This window comes from Actinocorallia herbida, assembly GCF_003751225.1.
In the GTDB taxonomy this organism is placed as follows: Bacteria; Actinomycetota; Actinomycetes; order Streptosporangiales; family Streptosporangiaceae; genus Actinocorallia; species Actinocorallia herbida.
In genome coordinates this window covers 3,138,750-3,149,796 of sequence record NZ_RJKE01000001.1, presented here as the reverse complement: position 1 = coordinate 3,149,796, position 11,047 = coordinate 3,138,750, and the positions used below count along the sequence as shown (strand labels likewise).

Genomic DNA, 11,047 nt, shown 5'->3' with positions numbered 1-11,047 from the left:
GTCCCGCTACCTTCGGAGCACCGTGAGCGAACGCCAGCCGCCCGGCCCCGCGGACCGGGCGGCCCCGGCGCGGGCCTCGACCCGCAAGGGCCGGCCGCCGCGCATCGACCGGGCCGCCATCGCGGCCGCGGCCGGCGCCCTCCCGCTGACCGACCTCACCATGCGCTCGGTCGCCGAACGCCTCGGCGTGACCGTCTCCAGCCTCTACCACTACGTCGCGGGACGCGACGACCTGTTCGCCCTCGCCGCCGAGCAGACCGCGCACCGGCTCACCCTGCCCGCCGACCACGGGCAGCACTGGGCCGTCTGGTTCCACGAGTGGGCGACCTACATCCAGCGGGCCTTCGTCGCCGATCCCGGTCTGCTCAAGCAGTACATCGACGGCGCCATCAGCGTCGAGGCGATGGCCGACAACATCGACGCGGCCCTCGACCTGTGCGTTCGCCAGGGCTTCACCCCCGCCGAAGCCCTGCACGCCTACGACCTCGTCTCCGAGTGCGCCCTGGGCGCCGCGGTCGCCCGCATCCGAGCCGACGCCGCGGCCTCCGCGGGCCGCGACCTCACCCGCGACGTCCGGCGCCTCATCGCCGACGGCCGCCCCCTCCCCCACCTCTCCGCGCTGGCCTCCACCGGCGCCCTGGACGCCCCGCCCCCCTTCCACGACCACATCACCACGGTCCTCCTCGGCCTCGCCCTTCGCCGCGGCGAGGACCCCGCCGAGACCGTCGCCCTCCTCGAAGCCCAGCGCCCCGTGGCTTAGCCGCCCGGTGAAAGGATGATCGGCATGGCCGTCATCCACCGCACCACCCTCAAGCCGTCCAAGCTCGAACTGCTCACCTCCTGGCTGCCCTCGCGTCCGTGGTACGCGGGCGGCGCGGGCGCGCCGGACCTCGCCAAGGCGGGCGGCTTCCGGCTGGACGACCCGGACGGCGAGGTCGGCATCGAGTTCCTGATCGCCGCCGACCCGACCGCCGCCTACCTCGTGCCGCTCACCTACCGCGGCGCGCCGCTCACGGGCGCGGAACACGCCCTCGTGGGCGTCATGGAACACGGGGTGCTGGGCCGGCGCTGGGCCTACGACGGAGCCCACGACCCGGTCATGGTCGCCCAGCTGCTCGCGCTGATCGAAGGCCGCGTCGAGGCCCAGGACCAGGACACCAGCGATGTCCCCGACCGGGACGTCACCCGGTCCTGCCTCCCCGGCGCGGACCTCGCCGGCTTCACGGCCGCGACCGACACCCCGGAAGGCACCGACTTGTCTGGACGTTCTGGTGCCACGCTCCACCTGCACCGGGTTCTGCGCCCCGCGCCGGACGGCGTCCCCGTCCTCCCGCCGGGCACGGCCGGCCACGTCTCCGGCCCCTGGCGGGGGCCCGACGGCACCCGCTCCCGCGGCCTGTTCGCCACCGTGCGAACCGTCGCCTAGAACGCCCGCCCGGGTCCCGCGCCCGGGCTACCGGGCGGGGAGGGCGAGGCGGAGCTGGCGGGCCGAACCGAGGTGGGCGCCGTCCTCGGACCAGGCGTCGATGTGCTCGTCGATCCAGCCGCCAGGGCTCGCCGAGTGCGTCCTGGCGTGCAGCAGGACCCAGGGCGTGGTCATGGCGTCGAGGGCGGGGCCGATCCGGACGGACAATTCGACCGTGGGAACGAACAGGAGCGTGTCGAGCACCGCGGCGTAGGACGGGGCCAGCGCGTCCATGAGGAAGAGGAAGAGCGCGGCGTCGGGCGGGGTGTCCCTGCCCGCCGGCCTGATCCACGCCGTCAGCGCGGGCTCGGTGCCGCCCGCGTAGGGCCGGTTCGACCCGACGGCCCTGATCTCGCTGTACCGGCCGACGGGCACGAACTCCGGCGGGATCTCGAAGACCTCGCATTCCTCCGGGCGCGGCACCGCGGGCATCGCCGGTGCGAAAGGCGGCCATGCCTCCTCGCGCGCGTGGGCGAAGACCGCCGACGCGTCGACGAGGACTCCCCGCTCGCCTACGGCCTGTGCGGACGCCTCGGTGAGGGTCCGCCCGGCGCGGTCGAGCGACGTCCGCACCTGGAACGCGTCGGAGAGCGACCGGTGGAACCGCGCGGTCGCCGACCGCAGCGCGCCGCCCGCCGCGTGCTCCCGCATCCCCTCCGCCAGCAGCCCGAGCGCCAGGCCTCCGTGCAGCCCGCCGAAACCCCACAACTCCCTCGGCGGTACGACCGCCTCCCCGCTCGGCACCCGCAGCAGATCGAACGACGCGTCGAGACCCATGCCGACTCCCTCATAAGTTTGAAAATCAAACTTAATGTAGCCCGTCGACGGCCTTCGGCTCAACAGCGCACCTCCGCGTGGGCCACAGATCAGGGGGCGAGGGAGCGGGCGAGGCGGAAGCCCACGTCGTCGATGCGAAAGGTCGGGTGGCTGCGGCGGCGGGCCGACGCGCGGCAGCTCCAGTGCTCGTCGAACCATCCGCCACCGCGGAGCACCCGGTAGGCGCCGTAGACCTCCGGGTCGTACAGGTCCCAGCACCAGTCCCAGACGTTGCCGAGCATGTCGTGGAAGCCCCAGGCATTGGCGAGCCTGCCGCCCACCTCATGGACGCGCTCCCCCGAGTTGCCCCGGTGCCACGCGATCTCGTCGAGCGGCCCGTAGCGCGGCCCCTCCGATCCCGCGCGGCAGGCGTACTCCCACTCTGCCTCGGTCGGCAACCGGTACCCGTCGGCTCCCGCATCCCACGAGACGTTGTCGCCGTCCATGCGATAGGCGAGCGCGAGCCCTTCACGCTCGGACAGCGCGTTGCAGAACCGGACCGCGTCCCACCAGGAGACGCCCTCGACGGGCAGGCGATCCCCCCTCGCGGTACTCGGCCGCACCCCGGTGACCCGCTCGTACTGCTCCTGCGTGACCGGGACGACCCCGAGCGCATAGGGCCCGAACTCGACCGACCAACCGCGCTCCGTCCGCCGATCCGACAGGGACACCCGCCCCGACGGAACGGAGATCATCTCGACCCGCACCGACGATTCCATGATCGAACGAGCCTAGCCGGTCCGGCCGCGAGCGGCGTCCCGGCGCGGTTCCGCCGGCTCGGCCGGGGCTCGCACACGGCGAGAGCGCGGTGCGGCGCCCGTCAGCCCGGAGAGCCGGGGAATCGGATCGGCTGCTGCGGCGGGTCGGGGCAGGGCTCGGCGGAGTTCAGGCGGCGGCTGCACAGGGTGCACCAGTCTGCGTCGGACGCGTCGGCTCCCGCCGTCGCTCGCTTCCAGGACTCGACCGCCGCCGGGAGGTCGGCGGCGGTCCGGGTGAAGCAGTTGGCGGTCCAGTCGTCGTCGCCGTACCACCAGCCGTGAAGGCTGAGATGGACGGCGGTGTCCCCGTCGGACCACCACAGGTCGGCGGGGCCCGTAGCGGCGTCGTCGCGGGGCGGGAGGAACGCCTCGGCGAGGACCGGCGCCACCTCAGGCGCGGTCCTGACCCGGAAGGTCGCGTGCGGCAGGCGGCGGACGCTCGCCAGGAGCGCGTGCGCCTCGATCCGCTGGGCCACGTCCCGGTTGACGACCCTGCGACGCCCCTGGAGGGTCATCGTCGTGCGCCCGTCGATCAGCACGTCGAGCGGCCACGTCCAGTCGCCGTCCGAGATCCCCGGGAAGGACCAGCCGTCACCGTCGGCGTGGACCGTCGCGTCCCACTCCAGCCCGTATTCGATGCCGTTCGAGTTGAGCAGGGGGTAGGCCAGTCCCCCGTACCTCTCCTCGAAGCGGATCATCGCCACGACCGCCTCGGCCGGCGCGGGCCCGACGGACCCGTCCGCGGCCTTCGCGCGCCCGGTCTCCCTGATCCGGTCGGCGGGCATCGCCGGATACCTGCGGGCCCCGGCGAGCAGCGCCCGGACCCGGTGCGGGACATCCGGATCGTCGAGAATGTGCACGCGGTCAGAGTAACCGCGCCGGGTGCTACGGCAGGGCGCTGAACCTCGGGATGAGGTGCTCGGCCACCTGCGCGGCCTCCTCGGTGAGGGGCCAGCCGCCGAGGATGAGAGCGGTCAGGCCCGTGCGGGCGCGGAGATCGGCGACGGTGCCGGTCAGGCCGTCCGGGGTGCCCACGAGATAGACGGCGGACGAGCCCGTGCTGAAGATGTCCAGCGGGGACCAGGCGGTGATGCCCGCGTAGAGGTTGTCGCCGATCTTCAGGTCGCGAGGGTGCGGGAGCTGCCCGGCGAGCAGGGTGTCGACCCACTTCTGGCGGAGCGGGTCGCGCGCGGTGAAGGTCTTCAGGTCCTGTGCGCCGTGGGTGCGGCGGCGGACCGCCTGGTCGAGCACCTCGGTCATCCGCTCGATGCCGGTCCGCTCGAAGAGCGACGCGAGGCGGTCCAGCGCCTCGGCCTCGGTCGGGCGGACGATCACCCCGGCGAGGGCGCCGTAGTCCGTGAGCTCGCGGCCCGCGGCCTCGGCCGACGCCCGGGCCGTCGCGAACTTCTCTGCGAGGAAGTCGGGGTGCCGCATCATCGTCAGGTAGGCGTCGAGGACCTGACCGGAGTTCGCCAGACCGGCCTCGGAGTCGCCCGCGCCCCACACCGGCACGCCGTCCGTGGCCGTCGGCTCCATCCGCAGCGGGGTGTTGGGGAAGTTGGAGTCCGCGCCCTCCCCGTACAGGCGGCGGAAGTCCTCCCAGTAGGAGCGGCCGAGCTCGTACCGCTCGTCGTGCTCGGTCTCCATCCCGTACTTGGTGAGGATGTTGTCGCGCCCGTTGACCGAGTTGATGAGCAGGCGACCGTTGCTGAACGCGTCGAACGTCAGGGCCTTCTCGGCGAGGAGCCGCGCGGGGATCATCCGGGCGTACACCGCGACCAGGAACTTCATCGACGTGGTGTGCAGGGCCGCCATGGAGGCCGAGACGAACGGGTCGTTCGGCCAGGTGGCGACCAGTGCGCCTTCGAAGCCGCCCTGGTCGATGGCCTTCGCCAGGCCGACATAGCGCGCTGGGTCGAACTCGTAGAGGCCGTCCGGGCTCCACGGGTACTCGCCGTCCGCGGCGCTGAGGTACCAGAAGGTCTTGACGGTCATGCGATCACCCGTTCGATGCGGGCGCTGCGCCGCAGGTCGTCCGGCGTGACCGAGGCGAGCGCGTCGAGGAAGGCCGGGGCGAAGGTGCCGGGGCCCGCGGAGTTCTGGGCGGCGAGCTCGGACGCCACGGCGAAGTGCGCGTGCGCGGCGACCAGGCCGGTGAAGGGGTCGGCGACGGCCAGGTAGGCCGCCGAGAGCGCGCCGAGCGAGCAGCCGGTGGCGGTCACCCGCGGCAGGAGGTCGCTCCCGCCGAGGACCCGGACGGTCTGCGGGGCGTCCCCGACCCGTCCGACGACGTAGTCCACCGGGCCGGAGGCCGAGACCGCCCCGGCGACGTCCAGGAGGGCCAGCGCGGCGGGGACCGCGTCGGCCGCGTCGGCGGCGCTGTCGACCCCGCGGCCCTCGCCGCCGAGCCCGGCGACCGCGGCGATCTCCGAGCCGTTGCCGCGGATCGCGGTGGGCCGGTGCGTCAGCAGCTCGGCGGCGAGCTTGGTGCGCCAGGGCAGGCCGCCGACGCCGACCGGGTCGAGCACCCACGGGGTGCCCTTCTCGTGCGCGGTCCGCGCGGCTTCTTCGAAGGCCGCGGCCTGGAAGTCGGTCGGGGTGCCGAGGTTGACCAGGACGCCCCCGGCGATCCCGGCGAAGAACGCGGCCTCGTGCGGGTTGTCGATGACGGCGTTGGTGGCGCCCGCCGCGAGGAGCACGTTGGTCAGGTAGTTGGCCGACACGATGTTGGTGAGCGACTGGACGAGCGGGACGGTCTCGCGCAGGCGCTCGAGCGCGACGGCCGAGGTCTCGGCGGAGGGCGTCACGGCGGCGGTGGAGGTCATGGAAGGTTCCCTTCGGTAGGGGAGGTCGGGGGGATCAAGAGAAGACGAGAGGCAGAGACGGGTCGGCGCTCCACTCGTCGAGGGAGCCGTCGTAGACGCGCACATCGCTGTACCCGCCGAGGACGAGGCCGAGGGCGGTGAGACAGGCCGAGACGCCGCCGCCGCAGTAGACGACGATGGGCTCGTCCAGCCGTCCCTCGACGGGCCGTAGCGCCGAGGAGAGCGCCTCGCCGGAGAGCACGGTGCCTTCGGGGCCGATGAGGCTCTTGGCGGGGAGGCTCAGGCTGCCGGGGATGTGGCCGCGGCGGGTGTAGCGGGTGGGGACTGTGCCGGCGAGGTATTCGGGGCCCAGCGCGCACACGAGCTCGTCGGGGACCTTGCCGAGGCTGATCGCCTCGACCTCCGCGCGGTCCGCCCACAGGCCGCGGCTCTCGCCCGGGTCGGGCAGGTGCCCGGCGGAACGGGCGGGCTCCTCGCCCGAGGCGAAGGGGCCCTGCCAGGCGGGGAGGCCGCCGTCCAGGATGCGGGCGTCGAATCCCGCGTCCCTGAGCGTCCACCACGCGCGCGAGGCCCACTGCATGGATCCCGCGTCGTACAGGACGACGGGGGTGCCCGGGACGGCGCCGAGAGCGGCGAGTTCGGCGGCCACCTGGGCGGGGGAGGGCTTTCCGAAGTGGTAGGACGCGGCCGGGTCGGCGAAGACCGTCCGCAGGTCCACGTGCGCCGAACCGGGGATGTGCCGGTCGAGCCAGAGGCCCCGGCCGGACTCCGACCGGTAGTCGCCGTCGAACTCGGGCGCGGCCAGCTGCACGGTCACGTCGAGGACGAGGGCGTCGGTGGTGGCGGCCAGCTCGGCCGCGGAGATCAACGCCTGCACTCCGGAAACTCCCCCTTGTGTCTGAGTGTGTCGAACCATGTCGACGCGTGTCGACACATGCCTCCATAAGACTACACAGTTGGTAGGATTACCCGAACCCTCCCGGAGGCCCGCTTGACCGAGACGCCGCACCCCGACCGACTCACCCACTACTGGCAGCTCCGCCAGGACATCCTGGACGGCGCGTTCCCGCGCGACTCCCCGCTGCTGGAGACGTCGCTCAGCGCCCGCTACGGGACGTCTCGGGCGCCGATCCGCGAAGCGCTCGGCCTGCTGGAGCACGACGGGCTGATCGAGCGGGCCGTCCGCGGGTACCGGGTCCGATCGGGGCGGCCCGAGGACGTCGTGGAGATCTACGAGGCCCGGATCGCCCTGGAGGCCGAGGCCGCCGGGGCCGCGGCACTGCGCCGCACCGATCTCGACCTGGCCCGGCTGGCCAGGCAACACGACCTGTGCCGCACCGCACCGGACGACGCCACCGGCCGGGCCGGGCACTTCCGCTTCCACGAAGCCCTGTGGCAGGCCGCGCACAATGTGACGATCACCTCACTGCTGGAGCGGCTCACCACCCGGCTGCGGATCTACGACAGCGGACCGCCCGCCTCCTATGGCGACCCCGACCTCCTCAACGCCGAGCACGAGCAGATCATGGCCGCCCTGCGGGCCCGCGACGCCGAGACCGCCCGCGCCGAGATGCGCGGCCACCTCCAGCGCAGCCTCGACCTCCGGATCCAGTCCATCGCCGAAGAGAACTGAGCCCTGACGCGAGATCTCCCGCCCGCAAGATCACTCGCGCGAGGGAGGCGAGGGTCCGTCCAGCCGCGATGACATGGGTTCATCGGCGATGACGCCGGGGAACGCATCGGGGGGACGAAATGGGCACATGGCGAAGGATCTTGCGCTTCGGTCGAAGGCTGCTCCGGCTTGACGGGAGACCGGACCCCGGTAGGGCACTCGGGATGCCCTCCGCCCCCGCGCGAACGGACGTCCTGGGGGCGACCCGGCGGTCGGTGATCCCTGACCGATCAGATATCAATGCGGGCTATGAGCGAACAGACCATGCCGCACCCCTCCGCGCCCGAGAGCTGGGGCGTCATCTGGCCCGCGGATCACGGCGGCCCGGACTTCGCGCCGATGATCGAGGCGCTGCGGGTGCTGAACGACCGGCTGATCGCGGCCGACGTGCCGCCGACGCTCGCCGCCGAGATGCGGGGCCAGTTCGAGCGGATCTCGGCGCAACTCGCCGCGCACCGGGTCCCCGAGTCCCTCCAGGTGGTCGGGCACCTCGACGCCCCGGGTCAGGGCCAGACCTTCGTCCCGGTCTACGCCGTGGACCACTGCGACGCCACGTCCCTCCGGGGCCGGGTCACCTTCGGCCGCCACTACCTGGGCCGTGCCTCCGCCGTCCACGGCGGCGCCATCACCCTGCTGTTCGACGCCCTCCTCGGCCACCTGGCCAACTCCTCCGGCACCCGCCCGCCCTCGCGCACCGCCTACCTCAACACCTCGTTCCGCGCCATCACCCCCATCGAGACCGAACTCCACTTCGAGCTCGACTACACCCGCGAGGAAGGCCGCAAGCGCTTCGCCCACGGCCGCCTCCTCCACGACACCACCCTCTGCTCCGAATTCGAGGGCCTCTCCGTCCAACTCAACCCCGGCCAACGCTGACCCTCCCCCGGCCACACCGCTCGCCGTCGGCCCCGTCGGGTCCGCGACCCCGACGCCGCAAGCGCGGAGGACTCGCGAACCCGATGTCTCAGCACGGAGGTCTGGCGAACACGACGGGCTCGCCCGGCTCGAGTAGCGGGGCCGACTCGGTGCTGGAGCCGGTGGCGACCGTCCGACGGCACCTCGTCGGCTCTTACGACGAGCCCCGCGGCCAGGCGGTCGCCTCGGGGGCCTGATTCGCTGATGAGGACGTGGGACGAGGAGGGGGAGGCCGAACCGCCAGGTGATCGGGTTCCAGATGATGGCGCCGGTGCCGACACCCTTCCCGGCCGAAAGCCGGGCCGACGGTAGCGGCACGGTCGGCAGCACTCGCCTTGCGGGGTGGGTCCCGCACGAATCGGGGAGCCCTCGGGCCGAGCCGTGAGCAATGCGCGAGGTGGGTCCCGCGCACAGATCGAGGAGCCCTCGGGCCGAGCCGTGAGCGATGCGTGGTGGGTTCGTGGGGGGCGGGGGTCAGCGGAGTCCCGGGCTGTTCCGTAGGCGGTGCGCGGGGCGGTGGGGTTCGTGGAGGTGCGGGTCAGTGGGGGGTCCAGGGGCGGTCGAACCAGCGGTGGACTCGGGTGGTGCCGAAGGAGGATTTGTCGTGGGCGGTGGTGCGGTCGGGGGGGTCGAAGGTGCCGTTCGGGGGGTGTCCGGGGAGGAAGGTCACTTCCACACGGGCGACTCGGTCGGCGCCGAACTCCAGATAGCAGGTGCCTGTGCCGTTGTACGTCGCGGAGTCTGCGCCGCTGCGGGCGCGGGCGATGAGCCGGGCGGCGACGACTCCGGCTTGGCCTTCGGCGAAGACGCCCGCCTTGGGGGTGCCGACGCTGGTGACGTCGCCTACGGCGTAGACGTTCGGGTAGCGGGTCTCCAGGGTGCGGGGGTCGACCGGGATCCAGCCGTCCTCGCACATCCCGGAGGCCAGGACGACGTCGGGGGCCCGGTGGACGGGGACGCCGAGGAACAGGTCGAACGGCAGCTCCGCGCCGTCGGCCAGGACGGCGACCTTGCGGTCCGGGTCGAGGGCGCGGACCAGGCGTTCGGGGTGCCAGGAGATGCCTCGTTCCGCGAAGGCCGTGAGCAGGGCCGCCGAAGCGGCCGGGGAGGGCGGGATCGGGGTGCCGAGCGGCATGACGAGCGCGATCTCCGACGTCTCGCGCAATCCACGCGCCGTGAGGAAGTCGTGCAGCATCAGCGCGGTCTCGCTCGGGGCGGGCGGGCACTTGAACGGGGTGGAGGTCACGCCCACGACGACCCGGCCGCCCCCGAAAGAGGCCAGGACGTCGCGGAGCGCGAACGCACCGGGCACCGTGTAGAACTCGTGGCCCGCCTCCACGAGGCCGGGCGTCGCCGACGGGTCGAGGTCGGCGCCGAGCGCGACCACCATCACGTCGGCCTCGAACGGGCCCGCGTCCGTCTCGACCCGCACCCGCTCCGGGTCGATCACCCGGATCGTGGTCCGTATGAAGCGCACGCCCGGCTTGACCACGTCGGCGTACGCGTGCCGCACCTCCTCGGCGGAAGTGCGGCCGAACATCACATCGAGCTTCGAGAAGCCGAAGACGAATCCTTCGGCCTTGTCGATGAGCACGATGTCGGCGGTGTCCCCCAGCTCCTCCGAGAGCCGCGCCGTCAACTCGAGGCCGCCGAAGCCGGCGCCCAGCACGAGAACTCGCATCCTGTCCCTCCACCTGTCTCTCACGGAAAAGACCGCGGCCCTTGCCCGGCGACCGCGGTCGGCTCTGCTCCCCCGGCCCCCGCCGGTCGCCGGTACCCGAAGAACGAAGCCCATCGCTCTGGGCGGGCCCGCGACGCCGGGCCGGACCGTACGCGGCCCCTCCCGGCCCACCGGCCCGCCGGGACGGCGGGCGGGCGGGCGGTCGGGGAAGGCGCGGGGCTACTTCGGCTGGGGGACGATGCGGATGTAGGGCTTGGGCTCGGCCCAGGTGCCGAAGATGTCCTTGGCCTGGTCGTTGGAGACCGAGCCGGCGATGACGACGTCCTCGCCCTGCTGCCAGTTCACCGGGGTGGCGACCTTGTGCTTGGCGGTGAGCTGGAGCGAGTCGATGACGCGGAGGATCTCGTCGAAATTGCGGCCCGTGGTCATCGGGTAGAGCATGATCAGCTTGATCTTCTTGTCCGGGCCGATGACGAAGACGCCGCGTACCGTCTGGTTGTCGGCGGCGGTGCGGTCGGCGGGGTCGCCGCTGACGTCGGCGCCGAGCATGCCGTAGGCCTTGGAGACGGTGAAGTCGGCGTCGCCGATCATCGGGTAGTTCGGGGCGGTGCCCTGGGTCTCCTCGATGTCGGCGGCCCACGCGGCGTGCTTGTCGACGGGGTCGACGGACAGCGCCATGATCTTCACGCCGCGCCGGTCGAACTCGGGCTTGACCTTCGCCATGTAGCCGAGTTCGGTGGTGCAGATCGGGGTGAAGTCCTTGGGGTGCGAGAACAGCACCGCCCAGGAGTCGCCGATCCACTCGTGGAACGAGATCGCGCCGTCGGTGGTGGCCGCGACGAAGTCGGGGGCGGTGTCGCCGATGGTGAGGCTCATGAGATTCTCCGTCTCGTCAAGGCGTCCGGCCCCCGTATG

At 72.7% G+C, this 11,047-nt stretch carries 13 protein-coding genes; 5 read left to right on the top strand and 8 right to left on the bottom strand.

The features are described from left to right. Positions 1-22 precede the first annotated feature (22 nt). Positions 23-760: a TetR/AcrR family transcriptional regulator gene (locus tag EDD29_RS14675; RefSeq protein ID WP_123664941.1), complete on the top strand. Its 738-nt coding sequence runs from the start codon at positions 23-25 to the stop codon at positions 758-760. 24 nt (positions 761-784) lie between these two features. Further along, positions 785-1,426, top strand: coding sequence for a maltokinase N-terminal cap-like domain-containing protein (locus tag EDD29_RS14670; RefSeq protein ID WP_123664940.1), 642 nt, complete (start codon positions 785-787; stop codon positions 1,424-1,426). 27 nt (positions 1,427-1,453) lie between these two features. Here EDD29_RS14670 and EDD29_RS14665 read toward each other — a convergent pair whose 3' ends face one another. The 6 genes from EDD29_RS14665 to EDD29_RS14640 all read right to left on the bottom strand — a co-directional run bounded on the left by EDD29_RS14665 (position 1,454) and on the right by EDD29_RS14640 (position 6,741). Next, positions 1,454-2,242, bottom strand: a complete 789-nt coding sequence (locus tag EDD29_RS14665; protein WP_123664939.1) for a thioesterase family protein — start codon at positions 2,240-2,242, stop codon at positions 1,454-1,456. Positions 2,243-2,331: 89 nt separating this feature from the next. Continuing rightward, positions 2,332-3,000 carry a formylglycine-generating enzyme family protein gene (locus EDD29_RS14660; RefSeq protein ID WP_123664938.1) on the bottom strand — a complete coding sequence of 223 codons (669 nt, stop codon included), beginning with the start codon at positions 2,998-3,000 and terminating at the stop codon, positions 2,332-2,334. A 101-nt stretch (positions 3,001-3,101) separates the two neighbouring features. Beyond that, positions 3,102-3,899, bottom strand: a complete 798-nt coding sequence (locus EDD29_RS14655; RefSeq protein ID WP_123664937.1) for a hypothetical protein — start codon at positions 3,897-3,899, stop codon at positions 3,102-3,104. 25 nt (positions 3,900-3,924) lie between these two features. Beyond that, positions 3,925-5,034, bottom strand: coding sequence for an LLM class flavin-dependent oxidoreductase (locus tag EDD29_RS14650; RefSeq protein ID WP_123664936.1), 1,110 nt, complete (start codon positions 5,032-5,034; stop codon positions 3,925-3,927). Then, positions 5,031-5,864: a hydroxyethylthiazole kinase gene (thiM, locus tag EDD29_RS14645; protein WP_123664935.1), complete on the bottom strand. Its 834-nt coding sequence runs from the start codon at positions 5,862-5,864 to the stop codon at positions 5,031-5,033. The genes EDD29_RS14650 and thiM overlap by 4 nt, the downstream gene beginning before the upstream one ends. Positions 5,865-5,898: 34 nt before the next feature. Beyond that, positions 5,899-6,741: a sulfurtransferase gene (locus tag EDD29_RS14640; RefSeq protein WP_211359722.1), complete on the bottom strand. Its 843-nt coding sequence runs from the start codon at positions 6,739-6,741 to the stop codon at positions 5,899-5,901. A gap of 114 nt (positions 6,742-6,855) precedes the next feature. Here EDD29_RS14640 and EDD29_RS14635 point away from each other — a divergent pair, with 114 nt between their 5' ends. From EDD29_RS14635 to EDD29_RS45450, 3 genes are all read left to right on the top strand, one after another. Next, the gene (locus tag EDD29_RS14635; RefSeq protein ID WP_211359721.1) at positions 6,856-7,497 is read left to right on the top strand and encodes a GntR family transcriptional regulator; all 642 of its coding nucleotides are present in this window, start codon (positions 6,856-6,858) and stop codon (positions 7,495-7,497) included. Between the two features lie 288 nt (positions 7,498-7,785). Then, entirely contained in the window at positions 7,786-8,412 is a 627-nt protein-coding gene (locus tag EDD29_RS14630; RefSeq protein ID WP_148085961.1) for a PaaI family thioesterase, read from the top strand. An 83-nt stretch (positions 8,413-8,495) separates the two neighbouring features. Beyond that, positions 8,496-8,648, top strand: a complete 153-nt coding sequence (locus EDD29_RS45450) for a hypothetical protein (RefSeq protein ID WP_170201408.1) — start codon at positions 8,496-8,498, stop codon at positions 8,646-8,648. Positions 8,649-8,989: 341 nt separating this feature from the next. Here the strand turns inward: EDD29_RS45450 and EDD29_RS14625 are convergent, their stop codons facing one another. Together EDD29_RS14625 and EDD29_RS14620 are read right to left on the bottom strand one after the other, a co-directional pair. Next, positions 8,990-10,132 carry an NAD(P)/FAD-dependent oxidoreductase gene (locus EDD29_RS14625; protein ID WP_123664931.1) on the bottom strand — a complete coding sequence of 381 codons (1,143 nt, stop codon included), beginning with the start codon at positions 10,130-10,132 and terminating at the stop codon, positions 8,990-8,992. Between the two features lie 219 nt (positions 10,133-10,351). Beyond that, a complete protein-coding gene (locus tag EDD29_RS14620) occupies positions 10,352-11,008 on the bottom strand; it encodes a peroxiredoxin (RefSeq protein ID WP_123664930.1) in 657 nt (218 codons plus the stop codon). Positions 11,009-11,047 lie beyond the last annotated feature (39 nt).